Origin of the sequence: Paraburkholderia sp. UCT70 (genome assembly GCF_050434085.1) — a bacterium.
Classification (GTDB): Bacteria; Pseudomonadota; Gammaproteobacteria; order Burkholderiales; family Burkholderiaceae; genus Paraburkholderia; species Paraburkholderia tuberum.
Genome location: NZ_JBNPVZ010000002.1, coordinates 361,016 through 378,852 on the forward strand (window position 1 = coordinate 361,016; position 17,837 = coordinate 378,852).

Here is a 17,837-nt window from a genome sequence, read left to right on the forward strand (position 1 = left end):
AGCGCACTGTGTAACTCACCGTGTGCTTTTTTTTCATGCTCCCTGAGGCTCACGCCCCGAGCGCCACCTCTGCACCGCTCGTCTGCGCCAGCAACTGGTGAATCTGCGCGACCACGGCCGCGCCTTCGCCGACCGCCGCGGCCACGCGTTTCGTCGAACCGGCACGCGCATCGCCGATCGCATAGACTCCTTCGACCGTGGTCCCGAGATCGCACGCGGTGGCCGAGCCATGCGCGCTGATGCCGGTCAGCACGAAGCCTTTCGCGTCGAGCTGCACGCCGCAGGTACGCAGCCATTCAGTGTTCGGGTCCGCGCCGGTGAACAGAAACAGATGCCGGGTGTCGAAGTGATCGACGCCGCCGGGCAGCGGCCGCTTCAGCGCGACCGACACGAGCCCGTCCTCATCGCCTTCGAGCCGGCCGACTTCGGAATTCGGATGCACGAACACGTTCGGCAGCGAGCGGATGCGGTCGATCAGATAGCGCGACATCGTCGCCTCGAAACCGCTGCGGCGGATCAGTACGTGAACCTTGGCCGCGTGCGTCGCCAGATAGACGATCGCCTGGCCGGCCGAATTGCCGCCGCCAACCAGCACGACCTCCTGGCGCTTGCACAGCTTCGCCTCGACCGGCGACGCCCAGTAGTAGACGCCGCGTCCGTCGAAGCGCTCGAGCCCGTCGAGCGCCGGGCGCCGGTACACGGCGCCGCTCGCGATCACGATCGCCTGCGCGCTGATGTGGCCGCCGCATTTCAGCTCGAGCCGATACGGCGACTGCCCGCAATGCAGCGCTTTCACGTTGACTGGGATCGCAACGTGCGCGCCGAACTTCTGCGCCTGCACGAACGCGCGGCCGGCGAGCGCCTGGCCCGAGATTCCGGTCGGAAAGCCGAGGTAGTTTTCGATGCGCGAGCTCGCGCCCGCCTGGCCGCCCGGCCCGCGGCTGTCGAGCACGATCACCGAAAGTCCTTCGGAGGCCGCGTACACCGCGGCGGCAAGTCCCGCCGGCCCCGCGCCGACGATCGCGACGTCGTACACGTACGTGTCGTCGAGATCGGGCAGCATACCTAAGCGAGTGGCAAGCTCCGGCATGCTCGGATGACGCAGCACCGAGCCGTCCGGGCAGATCACGAGCGGCAGGTCCTCGCGCTGCGCGGCGAACTGCTCGATCAGACGCAGCGCGTCTTCGTCGCGTTCGTCGATCACGGAATGCGGATGGCCGTTGCGCGACAGGAAGCCTTGCAGCGTCACGAGCCGTGCGTCGCTGCTATTGCCGATCAGGATTGGCCCGCCCGCGCCCTTTTCGATCAGCGACACGCGCCGCAGAATCAGCGCGCGCATGATGCGCTCGCCGAGTTCCGCTTCGGCGACGATCAGCGCGCGCAGGCGCTCGGGCGGAATCAGCAGCGCTTCGACGGCGCTGATCGCGAGGCCGTTCACGAGCGCGGGCTTGCCCGACAGCTGCCCGACCTCGGCCAGAAAATGCCCGGCGCCGTGCTCGCCGATCAAGACTTCTCGGCCGATGCCGTCACGCTGATAGACCTTCACGCGTCCTTCGAGCAGCACGAACATGCCGGGCCCGGTGTGCCCGGTCTCGAACAGCAGTTCGCCGGACTTCCAGTGACCGATCTCGCCGAAGCGGCGCAGCCGGTCGATCTCGGCGCAACTGAGCTGCGGAAACATCTGGTGCATGCGCGTCGATAGCGACGAAAACGGCGCGTCGGCGACGACCCCCTGCTGTCCTTCCACTTCTTGAGTCGAAACGTCCTGAGTCGAAAGCATTGAACCGCTCCTTCGATATTCATTGCACGATTGAACGCGAGGCAACGCGATGCGCGCTCGCACGCCGGGACGAGCCGTGCCGCGCGCGTCAGGCGGACGATGCCGTCGCTGATTACGGCTAAACGGCTTTGGGCGCGATGTCGTCGACCGCGACTTCCGGCGGCGGCATCGCGGGCAGCGAGTCGACCGGCTTGCCCGAATCGCGCCAGGCTTCCATGCCGCCGCGCAGCGGCAGCACGTCGGAGAAGCCGGCTTCGTTGAGCTGCTTGGCCATCCATGCCGCGGAAATCTCGTTCGGGCAGGAGCAGTAGATCACGAGCTTCTGATCGTGCGCGTAGGTGGCGACGATGTCGCCGAGTTGCCGTTCATCGGCGAATTGCGCGCCGGGGATCACGAACGGATCGAGCTTGCGCTTCTCCTCCGAACGGATGTCGAACACGACCGGCGCCCGGTCAGCCGCGAACAGCTTCGCGAGTTCGTCGACCTCGATGCGCGCGGACGCGAGCTTCGCGATCAACTGACGGCGCCGGATCCACCGGTACACCGCGTACAGCACCAGCAACGCGACGACGACGAGCGCCGCCGTACGCCCGAGCCGCCCGGCAATCGCGAACAGCATGTCGATCTGCCGCGCGAACAGCGCGCCGATGATCAGCCCGGTGCCGGACCACAGCGCGGCGCCGACGCCGTCATAGGTGAGGAAGATGCGGTAGCGCGTGCCCATCGCGCCGGCCATCGGGATCGACACGATCGACAGCCCCGGCACGAACTTCGCGACCGCCAGCACGCGCACGCCCCAGCGGCCGAAGAAGCGCTCGGTCTTTTTCACGCAGGTGTCACGCGACAGCGACAGCCGGCAGATCGTCTTCAGCGTATTGCCGCCGTAGATGCGGCCCGCGACGTACCACGCGCTGTCGCCGATCAGCGTCGCGAAGATCGACAGCACGAGGACCGGCAGCAGTTGCGTGCCGACCGAGCCGGGGTGCATGGCGGCCATCGCGCCGAACAGCACGAGCGACGGCATGGCCGGCACCGGCAGCCCGAGCGCGGCGGCCAGCACATTGAGGAAGACGAGCGCCGGTCCATATTGCGCGACGAGGTCATGTAGCATCGGTTTAACATCCGCGGCCCTTGCGGGCGCAGCGCGGTAAGGAATGCAAAGGGGAATGCAAGGATTATGGACGTATTTTCGAGACGTGCAACCGGCCCGGAAATTGGCCCGTCTTCTGGCTGCGATCAGGTCGCCATATGTGGCCGCATGCCTCGATACACAAGCGTGGCAACCGCTTGTGACAAGTTGCTGAAGGCCGGGTAAGCGCGCTCGACGAGACGCGCGAAGGCGTTTGCAAAAACCCGTAGGGAAAGCGGGGATTGGCGGCGTGAGCGGAACAAACGGAAGCACGGCGACGCGCGCAGGCGCGCCTAATGCGAACAATCCCGCGCTGACGCGTCGAAGCGCGACGCAACCGGCGCGAGAGGCTGCCGAGTCACGCGACGGTCACACCCGCCGCGCGCCTGCTTCACTGACGATGATTGTGCTGCTCGCCCGGCAACTCGGCGCCATGCGCGCGGATCGCGGCGATCAGCTCCGCGGGCGTGATTTCGTAGCGCACTTCGCGATGTATGCCCGGCTTGCGCTCATCGACCTCGATCAGCAGGATGCCTTTGCCGTCTTCGGTCGATTCGAGGCGCAGCGAGCGAAGTTCGCGCGCCGTTGCGTCGTCGTATTCGGTGAGCAGGGCCATTGACCCGGAGGACCCGGTGATGCGCATCGAAGTTGTCCTTGTTGCGTTGGTGATGGAACCATTGTACGGGGCGGACGGCGTGCCGTCTGCCGCGTCGTCGTGCCGTGTTGCGTCTGCCTCTGTCTCGCCGGGGTTTTAGTCGAGTGTGACGCTGCCGCTAGCGGATTCGCGGTTGCGGAGCGAGCAACCAGTTTAACGCGACTCCTCGTCGCGACGGCCGCATTTTTCATGCCCCGCGGTGGCGCGACGCGCGTTCGGGTTTTGTCATGCGGGTGACGCGGGGGCGGGCTAGGAGGCGTTGGGCGCGCGCAAAAAAATAGCCCGTCCGGACAGGGACGGGCCGTTAAACGCCGTTGTTACTCGGGTCAGCCTGCCCTTGCAACATTGGGCGCTGACGACTCCATCCTGGTGCTTCGTTGGCGGGCTGTCGAGGTGGGAGTAATGCGGATCTATCAGATCAAAGTACTGTTTTCCGGTTCGACGTTCACACGAGGCCGGTCGCGTAATACACCGCGATCACGAAGAACACCGCGAGCGTCTTGATCACGGTGACCGCGAAAATGTCGCGATACGACTGCCGGTGCGTGAGACCCGTCACGGCGAGCAGCGTAATCACCGCGCCGTTGTGCGGTAGCGTATCCATGCCGCCGCTCGCCATCGCGACCACGCGATGCAGTACTTCGAGCGGAATATGCGCGGCTTCCGCACCCTTGATGAACGTATCCGACATCGCGGCGAGCGCAATGCTCATACCGCCCGAGGCCGAACCCGTGATGCCCGCCAGCGTGCTGACCGACACCGCGGCGTTGACGAGCGGATTCGGAATGCTTTTCAGCGCGTTGCTGACGACGAGAAAGCCCGGCAGCGCCGCGATCACACCGCCGAAGCCATATTCCGACGCGGTGTTGAGCGACGCCAGCAGCGCGCCCGCCACTGCCGCCTTGGTGCCCACCGCGAAGCGCTGGCTGACGCGACTGAACGCCGTCACGACGACCATCACGATGCCGAGCAGCAGCGCGCCCAGCACGGCCCAAATCCCCACGAGAGCCTTGACGCTCGTTTCGACCGGTGCATGCAGCCCCGGCAGGATGTCCGGGGTGACCGTGAAGGACGGGCCGTACCAGGTCGGAATCCAGCGCGTCAGCAGGAAGTTCGCGACGCCGACCATGACGAGCGGCGCGACCGCCAGCAGCGGATGCGGCAGTTGCTTCGACTCGACGCGCTCCGGCTCGTTGACGAGGTCGGTGCCGTAACCCTCGCCGGTCGCCATCGCGGCGCGGCGGCGCCATTCCAGATACGACAGACCGACCACGATGATGAACAGCGAGCCGAGCACGCCGAGCGTCGGCGCGGCCCACGAGGTGGTCTTGAAGAACGTCGTCGGGATGATGTTCTGGATCTGCGGCGTGCCGGGCAGCGAGTCCATCGTGAACGAGAACGCGCCAAGCGCGATCGCGCCGGGCATCAGCCGCTTCGGAATGTTGCTCTGGCGATACAGCTCGGCCGCGAACGGATAGACCGCGAACACGACGACGAACAGCGACACGCCGCCGTAGGTGAGCAGCGCGCACACCGCGACGATCACCGCGTTAGCGCGCGAGCGGCCGATATAGCGGATCGCGGCCGCGACGATGGACTCCGAGAAGCCCGACAGCTCGATCACCTTGCCGAATACGGCGCCGAGCAGAAACACCGGGAAGTACAGCTTCACGAAGCCGACCATCTTGTCCATGAAGATGCTCGTGAAGACCGGCGCGACGGCGGCGGGATCGGTGAGCAGGACGGCGCCGAGCGCCGCGATCGGCGCGAACAGGATCACGCTGTAGCCGCGATACGCAGCGAACATCAGAAACGCCAGCGCGGCGATAACGATGAGAAAGGTCATTGAGTCTCCATAGCCTGGTTGTTCTACATGTTTGCCGTCCCGATCGAGCGACGGCGGGGCGCGGTCGGAACGCAGGTTCCATGCCATGCCTGCCGTTTTGCTGCTGGCCCGCCGTGGCGCATGGCGCGGCCGCGCAGCGGCGGGCCGAGGCATCGTTGGCGGATTGTACCCAAGCGTCTCCGAAACGGGACTTCCCTCCGGTGAAGAACACCTGAAACCAGGGTAAGTCATGATGCATAAGGCCTATCGTGTGTCTCAATTTGGAGATAAATTCGTCCACCGATTGAGATTGATGCAATCAAAACGATAAGCGGAGACAGCGACAGCATGTTGACCGACTGGACGGGCCTGCCCGCCACCTATGACGACGTGCTTCGTCGGGCGATGGATTCGCTGTTTCGGACGTTCGAAAACTTCAGCGAAGGCACCTTCATCGTCGATGGGCAGGCGCGCGTCGTCTGGATCAACAAGCGGTATGCGGCGCGCTTCGGCTTTGCTGACCCGCAGCAGGCGATCGGCCGGGATTGCGAAGCGGTGATTCCAAACAGTCTGATGCGCGAGGTCGTCAACACCGGCAAGCCGATCCTGCTCGACATCATGGAGACCGATCGCGAGCCGCTCGTCGTCACGCGCCTGCCGCTCAAGGACGATGCCGGCGTGACGATCGGCGCGGTCGGCTTCGCGCTGTTCGACGAGCTGAAAGCGCTGTCGCCCCTCTTTTCGCAGTACTCGCGGTTGCAGCAGGAACTGATCGCGACGCGTCAGTCGCTTGCGCAGGCGCGCCGTGCGCGCTATACGTTCGGCAGCTTCGTCGGCACGAGCGCGGCGTCGCTCGAAGTGAAGCGCCAGGCGCGGCGCGCGGCGCAACTCGAAGCGCCGGTGCTGCTGCTGGGTGAAACCGGCACCGGCAAGGAGCTGCTCGCGCATGCGATTCACGGCGGCTCGGCGCGCGCGCACAAGCCGCTCGTCAGCGTCAACGTCGCGGCGATTCCCGACACGCTGCTCGAAGTCGAGTTCTTCGGCGCAGCACCCGGCGCGTACACCGGCGCGGATCGCAGGGGGCGGGTCGGCAAGTTCGAGCTCGCCAACGGCGGCACGCTGTTTCTCGACGAGATCGGCGACATGCCGCTACCGTTGCAGGGCAAGCTGCTGCGCGTGCTGCAGGACAAGGAATTCGAGCCGCTCGGCTCGAATCGGATCGTGCGCGCGGATGTGCGGATCATCGCGGCGACATCGGCCGATCTGCCGGCGCTCGTCGCGGCCGGGCGTTTTCGCGCGGACCTGTTCTACCGGCTCAACGTGCTGACGATCCATGCGCCGGCGCTGCGCGAGCGTCCGTCCGACATCGAGGCGCTTGCCTACGCGATGCTCGAGGAGTTGGCCGCGCAGGCAGGCGGCGGCAGCCACTTCGAATTGCACGACGACGCGTTGCGCCTGCTGTGCGCGTACGACTGGCCCGGCAACGTGCGCGAACTGCGCAACACATTGGAGCGCGCCGTGATGCTGTCCGACAGCGAGCGCATCGACGCGCGCGTGCTCGCGCCGTTCATCGGCTCGGGGCAGGGCGGCGCGGCGGCACCGGCGCGGACCCCGTCTGTCGCGGCCGCCAGCGTGGACGTGGCCGCCACCGCCGAACCCACCTCGTGGAGCGACGCGATGGCCGCGTTCGAAAAGCGCTTTCTCTGCGACGCGTTGCGCGCGAACGGCGGCCGCGTCATTGACACTGCGAAACAGATCGGCATGGGCCGCGCGACGCTGTACAAGAAGATCGCCGCGCACGGCATCGACGTTTGACTCGCCGCGCCCGGCCAGCCGCGCCGCGCCAACTGACGCAGCACGAGAACAGCGTGGCACAATCGCGAGATCGAAAAACAAGACGTGACCGGGGTCTCCATGAAATGCCTTTCCTTCTTCGCGCGCCGCTCGCGCGGCATACTGGCCGTCGGCGCGATCGTCGCGCTTGGCGGTTGCAGCAGCAGCGCGCCGTTGTTCCTGCCGGACGGCCGTGCGACCACGCTCGTGCAATGCCCGGTCGGTTCCGACTCGTGCTCGCAACAGGCGGCCGCCAGTTGCAATGGCGCATTCGACGTCGTGCGCCAGTCGAGCGAGGGCGGCACGTTGAGCCTGATCTACGCCTGCCGCGCGACCGCGAAGTAAGCACCTGATGCCGTGCCGGTGCAATGCCGGCGCGCGCGGCCGGCCGATCCGTTGGCGGCCTTCGGTTTTTTTTCACCTGTTCCCAGTTATTCCCTGCCGATTCCCGATGCGCTCGCTGACCACGCTCGTGTCATTCCGGTTACCACATGGCCGTCATAAATTCATGCGCCTAATGTGTGCCCGATAAGCGGTTAGCATGCGAATTGGGTAAGTAAGCCACATGCGGCATTTTTACAACGTTGAGTCACCGCGCACCGATTATCCTTTGCGCCCGGACCACGATTTATCTTTACCTTCGGGGCGTCGAACGAAGTCAGTGCGCCAGGCAACGGAACGTGAAATTTGACAGCAGTATTCTTTTTTAAAACGTGGGGGATTTAACCCAGGCGAGCAGAAATTGCCGGTTTTTTCCGACAGAGGAGAAGTTCAGGAAGGTTTTTCGCTACTGGCGGGCATTACGTCGGGCCGCGCGGGCCAACGCGGCTTCATGCTTTCGATTTTTTTGCTTCAACACTAATTCAATAAAATCCGGGGAAAGCAATGAATCATCAGCAACTCGAAAAAGACATCGAGCATCTTGAGCACATAATTTCCCATATTTCCGCAGAAGACCGTATTCCTTTGTCTTACTGGCGTAACCGCCTTCAGCACGTTTCCGGCGCGGTTCTCGTGCCGGCGCAGGCAACTCGCGTCAAACGCCTCGATGCCGCGCTTTGCGCGTTGGAAAAACGGCAGAAAGCCTAATGTCATCATTGTGTCCGCCAATCGGGATCGGCAATTAGGAAAGCCGTCGTGTGCGCTTTCGCCGGACAGGTTTTATCTTTCGGTTTGATCGCCCAAAGCGACCTGGGCGCGCGCACGTTTGCTTTTACCGACACAGGATAAACATGCGGATAGCAGGACTTGCCGCGACCCGGCTCGCGACGCTGACCAACGCGATGCAGGGCTACGTGGAGCGGGGCGAAGTGGCGGGGGTGGTGTCGCTCGTATGGCGGCGCGGCGAAATCGGCTACTTCGAACCGGCGGGCCTACGCGACGAAGCCGCGCAATTGCCGATGGAGCGCGACACGCTGTTTCGCATCGCGTCGATGACGAAGCCGGTGACGAGCGCCGCGATCATGATGCTGATCGAGGAAGACCGCCTCGCGCTCGATGCGCCCATCTCGCGGTGGCTGCCCGAGCTTGCCGCGCCGCGCGTGCTGCGTGACCCGACCGGCCCGCTCGACCAGACCGACCCGGTACGCGCGCCGATTACGGTGCTCGACCTGCTCACGCATCGCGCGGGTTTCGCGTATCACTTCACGGCGACGGGGCCGCTTGGCGAAGCCTACGCCGCCGCGTTCAACGGCTTCGAGGCGAGCGGCGACAACAGCGCGTGGCTCGCGCGTATCGCCGCGTTGCCGCTGATGTTCCAGCCCGGCTCGCGCTGGCACTACGGCGTGGCGACCGACGTGCTCGGCGTGCTGATAGAACGCGTGAGCGGCATGACTCTTGGGCAGTTTTTCCGCACGCGCATTTTCGCGCCTCTCGGCATGCGCGACACCGCGTTCTGGGTGCCCGACGCACAGCTTGCGCGCCTCGCCACCGCGTACAACATCGATCCCGGCACGCGGCGCCGTGTGGTCGAGGATCATGCGGCGGCGAGCCGCTGGGCCAATCCGCGACGCTTTCAGAGCGGCGGCGGCGGGTTGGTCTCGACCGCCGAGGATTATCTGCGATTCGCGCAACTGCTGCTAGGGCGCGGCCGCGTCGGCGACACACGGCTGCTGTCGCATCGCTCGGTCGACCTGATGCGCAGCAATTTCCTGAGCCGCGACCAGCGCCGCCTGCCTGCCTTCGGTCATGTGATCTGGGCGGGGCAAGGCTTCGGCCTCGGCCTGTCGATCGTCGATGATCCGGCGCAGCAATTGCCGCTCGGCTACCGCTCGCTCGGCTCGTTCGGTTGGCCCGGCGCGTACGGCACGAGCTGGTTCGCCGATCCGGTCGAGAACATGATCGGCCTGATGCTGATCCAGCGCCGCTCGATCGACCCCTTCCCGATGGCCATCGACTTCGAACGCCGCGTCTACGATGCGATCGACGATTGAGCGGGGCCGCCGCGCATGCGCTCGGCCGCGCGATTCACTATCCTGTGGTTTATTCGTCTGATAGTGTCCGCCAACCATTCATCGCGATTCATCGCAGTGCGTCCAACCGAGGGGGGAACACCGGCATGGCCTCTTACAAACAGCTGACTGCGCAACTCGAAAAACTTCACAAGGAAGTCGCAGCCGCGCGCGAAAAAGAAGTCTCGCAAGCTATCGCCGATATCAAGCAGAAGATTGCCGAATACGACCTGACCGCCGAAGAACTCGGCTTGACGAGCGCCTCGCCGAAGCCGCGCCGCAAGTCGTCGACGACGACGTCCGTCGCCAAGTACCGCAATCCGAAGACCGGCGAAACCTGGAGCGGCCGTGGGCGCTCGCCGGCCTGGCTCGTCGGCAAAAATCGCGAGCGGTTTCTGATCGAAGGCTGAGCTTCGTCGTGGGCTCCGATGCGTCCGTATTCTCTAAAGTGATGCGTGGTTTGATCCGTTCCGCACCGTTGCAAAGGTCCCGAAAACGCTCACCTTTGCGTGACGCCTGAACGTACACGGCGATATTTACCGATGCATTCGAACCTCGCGGGATGCTTCGGTGAGCCAGGCTTTGTCGCGCGACGCACCTCCGCGGGTGCGAATCGCCATCGTGCCGCACCGCCCCGCGCCGCTCGCCGTAAACCCGCGACAGCCTTTTCTGGCGGGCGTTTCCAGGTGTCGAGCCGGAACCTGTTCATAGCGGTGCGAAGCTTTATCGCCGTTTTCCTGCGCATCACGTTGGTGGCGCCCGCGACCTGGCAGGTGCGTGCACGCGCTTCGCGATCCTCACCTTTGACCGCAAATCGATATTCGCCGCCGTAGGTCCCGAAAACGCTCACCTTTGCCAGAAGCATGCGCGGCGCGCCGACGCTCGCGCCGTCGCCCCGTCCGGCGCCGGAGCCCTTTCCCCCGGCCGTCGCGCCAGACGTGTATCATTCGCACCTTGCGCCGTTTTGCGCCAGCGATTCCCGCATTGTCGAACGCTGGGTCGTGACCCGTTCGCCACCCGTTTTCGGACGCGGTGCGAGCGCCGGCCGATCCGGGCCCGCGCCCGATTCTCGCAGCTCGACGCCGCCGCGCCACGCGCGGCATACCGGCCGCCCACGGCCGCCGGGAACCGCCTGAACCCCTTTCCGTGACCGCCAGACCCGATGTCAGTCTCCGAACTCAAACGCCGCCGCACGTTCGCGGTCATTTCCCACCCGGACGCGGGTAAAACCACGCTCACCGAAAAACTGCTGCTGTTCTCGGGCGCGATCCAGATCGCCGGTACCGTGAAGGGCCGCAAGAGCAACCGCTACGCGACGTCCGACTGGATGGAAATCGAAAAGCAACGCGGCATTTCGGTCGCGAGCTCGGTGATGCAGTTCGAGTACGGCGATTGCGTGATCAACCTGCTCGACACGCCGGGCCACGAAGACTTCTCCGAGGACACCTACCGTGTGCTGACCGCGGTCGACGCCGCCGTGATGGTGATCGACGGCGCGAACGGCGTCGAAGCGCAGACGCTGAAGCTGCTGGAAGTCTGCCGCAGCCGCAAGACGCCGATCGTCACGTTCATCAACAAGCTCGACCGCGAAGTGCGCGAGCCGCTCGAACTGCTCGACGAGATCGAGCAGCACCTCGGCGTGGCGGCGGTGCCTTTCACATGGCCGATCGGCATGGGCAAGGATTTCCAGGGCGTCTACGACGTCCAGCGCGATCAGGTGCGCGTGTTCCGCGCCGGTCAGGACACGGCCGGCGGCGCGGTCGAAACGCTGCAGGCACTGAGCAACGAGGAAGGCGAGCGCCGTTTCGGCCACGCGTGGGTGCGTGCGAAGGAAGAAATCGATCTGATCAGCGGCGCGACGCCCGAGTTCGACCGTGAGCAGTTCCTCGCCGGCCAGCAGTCGCCGGTGCTGTTCGGTTCGGCGATCAACAACTTCGGCGTGAAGGAGATTCTCGACGCGCTGGTCGACCTCGCGCCGCCGCCGTCGATGCGCATGACCGTGCAGCGTCCGGTGCAGCCGGAAGAGTCGAAGTTCACCGGCGTCGTGTTCAAGGTGCAGGCGAACATGGACCTCGCGCACCGCGACCGCGTCGCGTTCATCCGCGTGTGCTCGGGGCGTTTCGAGCGCGGCATGGCGGTGAAGGTCACGCGCTCGAACAAGACGTTCCGCGCAAACAACGTGGTCACGTTCCTGTCGCAGCGTCGCGAGACGGTGAGCGAGGCGTATCCGGGCGACATCATCGGTATTCCGAACCATGGCACGCTGAGTCTCGGCGATACGCTGACCGAAGGCGAGCAGCTGCAGTTCGTCGGCCTGCCGTTCTTCGCGCCGGAAATTTTTCAGACCGTCGAAGTGGTCGATCCGATGCGCGCGAAGCAGCTCGGCGAAGCGCTGAAGCAGCTCGGCGAGGAAGGCGCGATCCAGGTGTTCCGTCCCGAAGCGGGCGGTCTGATGATTCTCGGCGCGGTCGGGCAACTGCAGTTCGAAGTGGTGTCGCACCGTCTGTCGACGGAATACAAGGTCGACGTGCGCATGGCGCCGGCGCGTTACCGGCTGTCGCGCTGGGTTACCTGCGACGATGCGGCCGAACTGCGCCGCTTCACCGACTCGTACTCGGCGCGAATCGCGCTCGATGCGTCCGATGCGCCGACCTATCTGGCCTCGCACGTATCGGAGATCGAAGTCGCGCAGAAGGCGTGGCCGAAGATCGTGTTCAACGAGTTGCGCGAGCACTCGGGGGCGCCGTTCAGAAAGGCGATGTAAAACCACGAGTCCGCTGGTTTCGAAGCGAAAAAGCCGCGTCGTTCGACGCGGCTTTTTACTTTTCCGCCGCAACAACGTCCCGCACCAGCGCGCGACTTCGCCTATGCTGACGGAACCACCCGCCTCGCCGCGAAGCCGGCTCCAATTCCTGTCCAACCGCATGGTGCGCCCGTGACCGTTCGCAACCTCGACGCCTTGTTTCGCCCGAAATCCGTCGCCGTGATCGGCGCGTCCGAGCGGCCGGGCAGCACCGGCGCGATGGTCTGGGCGCGTGTGCTGGAAGGCGGCTTCGACGGCCCGCTGTGGCCGGTCAATCCGAAGCACGCGACGCTCGGAGTCCACCCGGTGATTCCCGACGTCGGCGATCTGCCGCAGGCGCCCACCGTCGCGGTGATCTGCACGCCGCCCGCGACGTGGCCCTCGCTGATCCATAAGCTCGGTGGCATGGGCACGCGCGCCGTAATCATCGTCGGCGAGGTGCGCAGCGATGAAGACCGGCTCGAGCTGCGGCACGCGCTGTCGGCGGCGCGGCCGCATCTGTTGCGCATCGTCGGACCCGGCAGTCTCGGCGTGGTGTCGCCGGCGCTCGGCGCGCATCTGGGCGCGCCGTCGTGCACGGTCAAGGCGGGCGGTGTCGCGTGGGTGTCGCAGTCGAATGCGCTGACCAACGCAGTGCTCGGCTGGGCACGAGCGCGCGGGCTCGGTTTTTCGCACGCGGTGGCGCTCGGAGCGGAGGCCGACGTCGATGCCGGCGACGTGCTCGATTACCTCGCGAGCGACCCCGGCACCCGCGCGATCCTGCTCGAACTCGACAGCGTGCGGGCGGCGCGCAAGTTCATGTCGGCCGCGCGCGCGGCGGCGCGCAACAAGCCGGTGCTCGCGCTGCGCTCCGGCCGCGACGATCCCGCCGACGGTCTCTACACAGCGGCGTTCCGGCGCGCGGGCCTCGTGCGCGTCGACGCGCTCGACGATCTGCTCGACGAAATCGAAACGCTCGGCGTCGGCCGCGTGGCGGCGGGCGCCACCGCCACGCTGATCACTAGCGACCGCGGTCTCGCGACGCTTGCGCGCGACGCGTTCACCGCCGCCGGCGGCCTGCTCGCGCCGTGGCCGGCCGCGGCGTCGGACGCGCTGCGCGAGGCGCTGCCGCTCGCGGTCGGCGGCAATCCGCTGCTGCTCGGCGACGGCGCGCGTCCTGAGCACTTCGGCACCGCGCTGAAGCTGCTCGGCGAGTATCGCGAGACCGGCACCGCCGTCGTGGTGCACGCATCGACGCATGGCGCGCCCGTCGACGACGTCGCGCAGGCGCTGATCGAGCATCAGCGCTTTGCGTATCGCGGGCTGCTCGCGTGCTTTTTCGGCGGTGTCGATGCGACGAGGCGCGACGCGCTGCATGCGCAGGGCATCCCGGTGCACACGACGCCGCAGCGGCTCGCGCGTGCCTTCGCCCGTCTGGTCGATTACCGGCTGGGCCGCGAACTGCTGATGCAAACGCCGGAAGGCCTGCCTGCGCAGATTCCCGAGTCGATCGACGCCGCCCAGGCGCAGGCTCGCGAAGCGTTGGCGGCGGGCGCGAGCGAGCTTGCCGGGGCGGCGGCGGCGTGGTTTCTATCGCGGTTCGGGTTGCGGGTGGAGGGCGCGGAAGGAGGGGGCGCCCACGCGTCGGGCGCCGATGCCGACGGCGCCGCAAAACCCATCGTCGACGTCGCCGTCGAACTGCACGACGACGACAACTTCGGCCCCGCGTTCCGCTTCGCCGCACCGCCGATCGACGGCGTTTCCAGCGGGTTGCACGTGTACGGCCTGCCGCCGCTCAATCCGATGCTCGCGCGCGACATCGTCACGCGTTCGCACTACGCGAGGCTGGTCGCGCCGGAGCCGACGCTCGCGGCGTTGACGGCGGTGTCGCAAGCGGTTTGCGACGTGCGCGAGATCGTCGGCCTGTCGTTGAAGCTCAGGGTCTACCGGGACCGCGTGACGGTGGTCGATCCCGTGTTGCGGGTCGGCGCGCAGCGCAGCCGTCTCGCGATCGTGCCGTATCCGCGCCGCTTCGAGGAAACGATCGACTGGCAGGGGATGCGTGTAACGGTGCGGCCGATTCGCCCCGAAGACGAAAACGCGCATCGCGAGTTCGTGCAGGCGATGACGCCGGAAGATTTGCGGCTGCGTTTTTTCGGTTCAGTCGGCGCGTTCGACCACTCGCAACTCGCGCGCATGACGCAGATCGACTACGACCGGGAAATGGCGCTGATCGCGACGGTCGACAACGAAGACGGCGTCGCGCGGACGCTCGGCGTGGTGCGTGCGGTGGCCGATCCCGACAACGAGACGGCCGAATTCGCGGTGACCGTGCGCTCGGATCAGAAAGGGCGGCGCCTCGGCCAGTTGCTGATGCAGCGGATCATCGCGTACGCGCGGGCGCGCGACACGCACTGGCTGATCGGTGAAGCGTTGCGCGAGAACACCGCGATGATCGCGCTCGCGAAGGCCAGCGGCTTCACGATCACGCGGACCGATGACCCCGGTGTGGTCGGCTTCCGGATGGCGCTCGACGAAACGGCGGGGGCGGACCCGAAGTCCGCCGCGCAGAACCAGCCGGCGCGTTGAGCGGCTGACGTCGCGAGCCGCTCAACGCATGGCTTCACCGCCTCACGCCGCCAGCTTCTGCGCCGCCTCATCGACCTGCGCGCGCGTGACCGACAGCTCGTCGAGCCATGCCTGCGCATACACGGCGCCGGTTTCGCGTTCGAGCCGCGCGATCGTCGCGGCGCAGCGGTTCGCGTCCTTCAGCGTCGAAATGAACGCTTTCACCGACTCACCGCCCTTGAACGCGTCGAACAGCGGCACGCGAATTTCGTCGGGCAGCGCACGGGTGGTCCATTGGTACGGCTTGCCGTTGAACGTCAGCGACGGCGGCAGCACGCGCTCCTTGCGCGCGGCCGGAATCAGGCCGTAGGTGCGCGCCGCTTCGCCGATCTGCTCGGGCGAAAACAGCTCGTCGGGCGTGATGTGGAACTGCTGGATGAAGGTCTCGATGCTTTGCATCGCGGCGGCGCGGTCGTCGCGGCGCTTCTGCGCGTGGGCGACGATGTCGCGCAGTTCGTCGGCTTCTTCGGCGGTGATCGTGAAGCTCGACTGCTTCTGCTGGAGTTCGGAAAAACGCTGGAATTCGGAATCGGTCAGAAGTTTGGCCATTGCTCAATCGATGCGCACGCATGAGCCCGTCATGCGGCGTTATTTTGGAAGGGCCGCCATTCTAAACCATGTGCGCGTGCGCGCCGCCGCGCACCTTACCGCGCAACTTACCGATCACGCCGCCTGTTCGCGGAACATCGACAGCGCCTGCACCGTGTCGCGCAGCAGCGTGGTGGCCGCTTCGAGCGTCGGCGCGACGTATTCGTCGATCCGCCGCAGATACGGGCAGGTTAGCACCGCGATCGCCTGTCCCGACGGCGCAAGTATCGGGAACGTCACGTCGGTGACGCCGAAGGTCTGCTGGCTGTCCTTCTGCCAGAAGCCCGCCGCGCGGATGCGCTCGCAGGCCTCCTCCAGCGCGTCGAGATCGAGCGTCACTTCGCCCTTCACCTTCGTGTGCTCCGCCAGCATCTGCTGGCGCTGCTCGACGCTCTGGAACGCGAGCATCACGCGCCCCGAACCGGTGTCGATCAGGCCGACCCGCGAACCGAGCCGCACTGACATGCCCCATGTGCCCGGTCCGTCGACTTGCGCAATCACCAGCAGGTTGCCGCGGTCGTAGACGACGAGGTGGCAAGACTGCTCGGCCGCGTCGGCGAAACGCTGCATCAGCGGCAGCGCTTCTGCGATCAGCCGGTTCATTGGCGGATGACGGTGCGCGAGCGCGAACAGCTTCAGGCTCAGCGAGTAGCGGTCGCCAGCCGCCGAACGCACCACGTATTGGCGCGCGACGAGGCGTTCGAGCATCCGGTACATCTCGCTCGCGTTGCGGCCCAACTGCCGCGTGATTTCGGCGCGCGTGAGTCCTTCCTTCTGCTCGGACAGTAGCTCGAGAATGTCGAGGCCTTTATCCAGCGCGGGGGCGCGATAGCGGTCGTCGTCCTTGTCTTCGGCGTCCATCGTGAGGGTCGGAGAATTCGGTGTGGAGTTCTTATTATCTGGTGTGCGCGGGCGAGTGCGTAGCATTTCGCGAACTGGATGGCCTATGTCCAGGGAAAACCTAGGCATCCGCGCCGCGTAGTTTTCTTGACTTGGAAAAATTCGAATATGAATAATACGTTCATTGGTGAATGAATGCACTTCCCAAGCGGTGCGCGGAGTGTGACCGCCGCGCCCTCGCAGCCGCATGGTAAAAAGACCACAAATCTGGAGACACGCTCATGTCGGCATCGATCGTATCGAAAATCGGGCAGCGGCGCCGTATCGGCCGCGGCTCGTTGCAGGTGAGCGGACTGGGGCTCGGCACGGCGCCGCTCGGCGGCCTGTACCGCGACCTGTCCGACGAGGAGGCCCAAGCGACGATCGCCGCCGCCTGGGACGCGGGTGTGCGCTACTTCGACACCGCGCCGCACTACGGCAACACCAAGGCCGAGCATCGGCTCGGCGCCGCGCTGCGCCACTATCCGCGCGGCGAGTATGTGCTGTCGACCAAGGTCGGCCGCCGCTTCGTGCCGCGCACGTCGCCATTCGACGACCGCGAAGGCTGGCAGAATCCGCTGCCGTTCGAAGCGATTTACGACTACACGCACGACGGCATTCTGCGTTCGTTCGAGGACAGCCAGCAGCGCCTCGGCATCATCGATATCGACGTCCTGCTCGTGCATGACATCGGTCGCGTCACGCACGGCGACCAGCATCCGTACTACTGGCGGCAACTGACCGAAGGGGGCGGCTTCCGTGCGCTCGAGCGCCTGCGCTCGACGGGCGCAATCAAGGCGCTCGGCCTCGGCGTCAACGAGGGCGCGGTGATCCTCGACGCGATGGCCGAGTGCGATATCGATTGCGCGTTGCTCGCGGGCCGTTATACGCTGCTCGAGCAGACCACCCTCGACGACCTGCTGCCCGCCTGCGAGGCGCGCGGTGTCAGCATCCTGCTCGGCGGCGCGTTCAATTCGGGCATTCTGGCGCGGGGCGTCGAAGGCGATCTGAAGTTCAATTACGGCGCCGCGCCGCCCGAGGTGATCGAGCGCGTCGCGCGTCTGGAGGCGGTATGCCGCGCGCATGACGTGCCGCTCGCCGCCGCCGCGTTGCAGTTTCCGTATGCGCACCCGGCGGTCGCCACCGTGCTGACCGGCGCGCGTAGCGCCGACGAATTGCGCGAGAACGTCGCGTCGTTCGAGCTGCCGATCCCCGCGGCCTTGTGGTCCGCATTGCGCGACGCGGGCCTGCTCGACCACCGTGCGCCCGCGCCCGAGGACTGATCCGA

Annotated in this window: 14 protein-coding genes; 8 read left to right on the plus strand and 6 right to left on the minus strand. The window is 66.0% G+C overall.

Features of this window, described 5'->3' with window-relative positions:
• Positions 1-49: 49 nt before the first annotated feature.
• The 4 genes from OKW41_RS03995 to OKW41_RS04010 all read right to left on the minus strand — a co-directional run bounded on the left by OKW41_RS03995 (position 50) and on the right by OKW41_RS04010 (position 5,410).
• Positions 50-1,780: an FAD-dependent oxidoreductase gene (locus OKW41_RS03995; protein ID WP_429571650.1), complete on the minus strand. Its 1,731-nt coding sequence runs from the start codon at positions 1,778-1,780 to the stop codon at positions 50-52.
• 118 nt (positions 1,781-1,898) lie between these two features.
• Positions 1,899-2,891, minus strand: a complete 993-nt coding sequence (locus tag OKW41_RS04000) for a DedA family protein/thiosulfate sulfurtransferase GlpE (protein WP_429571651.1) — start codon at positions 2,889-2,891, stop codon at positions 1,899-1,901.
• Positions 2,892-3,300: 409 nt separating this feature from the next.
• Entirely contained in the window at positions 3,301-3,552 is a 252-nt protein-coding gene (locus tag OKW41_RS04005) for a hypothetical protein (protein WP_008921056.1), read from the minus strand.
• A 457-nt stretch (positions 3,553-4,009) separates the two neighbouring features.
• Complete coding sequence (locus tag OKW41_RS04010; RefSeq protein WP_429571652.1) at positions 4,010-5,410, minus strand: GntP family permease; 1,401 nt, start codon at positions 5,408-5,410, stop codon at positions 4,010-4,012.
• Between the two features lie 327 nt (positions 5,411-5,737).
• Between OKW41_RS04010 and OKW41_RS04015 the strand changes: the two genes are divergently transcribed.
• The 7 genes from OKW41_RS04015 to OKW41_RS04045 all read left to right on the plus strand — a co-directional run bounded on the left by OKW41_RS04015 (position 5,738) and on the right by OKW41_RS04045 (position 15,043).
• Positions 5,738-7,204, plus strand: a complete 1,467-nt coding sequence (locus OKW41_RS04015) for a sigma-54 interaction domain-containing protein (RefSeq protein WP_429571653.1) — start codon at positions 5,738-5,740, stop codon at positions 7,202-7,204.
• A gap of 99 nt (positions 7,205-7,303) precedes the next feature.
• Positions 7,304-7,567: a hypothetical protein gene (locus OKW41_RS04020; RefSeq protein WP_429444858.1), complete on the plus strand. Its 264-nt coding sequence runs from the start codon at positions 7,304-7,306 to the stop codon at positions 7,565-7,567.
• Positions 7,568-8,107: 540 nt separating this feature from the next.
• Positions 8,108-8,311 (plus strand): hypothetical protein, encoded by a 204-nt coding sequence (locus OKW41_RS04025; RefSeq protein WP_084754379.1) that lies wholly within the window; start codon positions 8,108-8,110, stop codon positions 8,309-8,311.
• 143 nt (positions 8,312-8,454) lie between these two features.
• Entirely contained in the window at positions 8,455-9,654 is a 1,200-nt protein-coding gene (locus OKW41_RS04030; RefSeq protein ID WP_429571654.1) for a serine hydrolase domain-containing protein, read from the plus strand.
• A gap of 125 nt (positions 9,655-9,779) precedes the next feature.
• Entirely contained in the window at positions 9,780-10,082 is a 303-nt protein-coding gene (locus tag OKW41_RS04035) for an H-NS family nucleoid-associated regulatory protein (RefSeq protein WP_184057608.1), read from the plus strand.
• 752 nt (positions 10,083-10,834) lie between these two features.
• On the plus strand, positions 10,835-12,436 hold the full coding sequence (locus OKW41_RS04040; protein ID WP_013092897.1) for a peptide chain release factor 3: 1,602 nt from the start codon (positions 10,835-10,837) through the stop codon (positions 12,434-12,436).
• Positions 12,437-12,607: 171 nt separating this feature from the next.
• On the plus strand, positions 12,608-15,043 hold the full coding sequence (locus OKW41_RS04045) for a GNAT family N-acetyltransferase (protein WP_429571655.1): 2,436 nt from the start codon (positions 12,608-12,610) through the stop codon (positions 15,041-15,043).
• Positions 15,044-15,085: 42 nt separating this feature from the next.
• Here OKW41_RS04045 and OKW41_RS04050 read toward each other — a convergent pair whose 3' ends face one another.
• Both OKW41_RS04050 and OKW41_RS04055 read right to left on the minus strand, forming a co-directional pair.
• Positions 15,086-15,631 carry a hypothetical protein gene (locus tag OKW41_RS04050; protein WP_184004394.1) on the minus strand — a complete coding sequence of 182 codons (546 nt, stop codon included), beginning with the start codon at positions 15,629-15,631 and terminating at the stop codon, positions 15,086-15,088.
• Positions 15,632-15,745: 114 nt separating this feature from the next.
• Positions 15,746-16,531, minus strand: coding sequence for an IclR family transcriptional regulator (locus OKW41_RS04055; protein WP_184037938.1), 786 nt, complete (start codon positions 16,529-16,531; stop codon positions 15,746-15,748).
• A 260-nt stretch (positions 16,532-16,791) separates the two neighbouring features.
• Between OKW41_RS04055 and OKW41_RS04060 the strand changes: the two genes are divergently transcribed.
• Complete coding sequence (locus OKW41_RS04060; protein WP_429571656.1) at positions 16,792-17,832, plus strand: aldo/keto reductase; 1,041 nt, start codon at positions 16,792-16,794, stop codon at positions 17,830-17,832.
• Positions 17,833-17,837: the final 5 nt, after the last annotated feature.

Excerpts from the sequence above, each read along its gene's own strand:
- OKW41_RS04055 (WP_184037938.1), bottom strand. The coding sequence starts at position 16,531 with ATGGACGCCGAAGACAAGGACGACGACCGCTATCGCGCCCCCGCGCTG.
- OKW41_RS04000 (WP_429571651.1), bottom strand. The coding sequence starts at position 2,891 with ATGCTACATGACCTCGTCGCGCAATATGGACCGGCGCTCGTCTTCCTC.
- OKW41_RS04060 (WP_429571656.1), top strand. The coding sequence starts at position 16,792 with ATGTCGGCATCGATCGTATCGAAAATCGGGCAGCGGCGCCGTATCGGC.
- OKW41_RS04030 (WP_429571654.1), top strand. The coding sequence starts at position 8,455 with ATGCGGATAGCAGGACTTGCCGCGACCCGGCTCGCGACGCTGACCAAC.
- OKW41_RS04025 (WP_084754379.1), top strand. The coding sequence starts at position 8,108 with ATGAATCATCAGCAACTCGAAAAAGACATCGAGCATCTTGAGCACATA.
- OKW41_RS04015 (WP_429571653.1), top strand. The coding sequence starts at position 5,738 with ATGTTGACCGACTGGACGGGCCTGCCCGCCACCTATGACGACGTGCTT.
- OKW41_RS04035 (WP_184057608.1), top strand. The coding sequence starts at position 9,780 with ATGGCCTCTTACAAACAGCTGACTGCGCAACTCGAAAAACTTCACAAG.
- OKW41_RS03995 (WP_429571650.1), bottom strand. The coding sequence starts at position 1,780 with ATGCTTTCGACTCAGGACGTTTCGACTCAAGAAGTGGAAGGACAGCAG.
- OKW41_RS04050 (WP_184004394.1), bottom strand. The coding sequence starts at position 15,631 with ATGGCCAAACTTCTGACCGATTCCGAATTCCAGCGTTTTTCCGAACTC.
- OKW41_RS04010 (WP_429571652.1), bottom strand. The coding sequence starts at position 5,410 with ATGACCTTTCTCATCGTTATCGCCGCGCTGGCGTTTCTGATGTTCGCT.
- OKW41_RS04040 (WP_013092897.1), top strand. The coding sequence starts at position 10,835 with ATGTCAGTCTCCGAACTCAAACGCCGCCGCACGTTCGCGGTCATTTCC.
- OKW41_RS04005 (WP_008921056.1), bottom strand. The coding sequence starts at position 3,552 with ATGCGCATCACCGGGTCCTCCGGGTCAATGGCCCTGCTCACCGAATAC.
- OKW41_RS04020 (WP_429444858.1), top strand. The coding sequence starts at position 7,304 with ATGAAATGCCTTTCCTTCTTCGCGCGCCGCTCGCGCGGCATACTGGCC.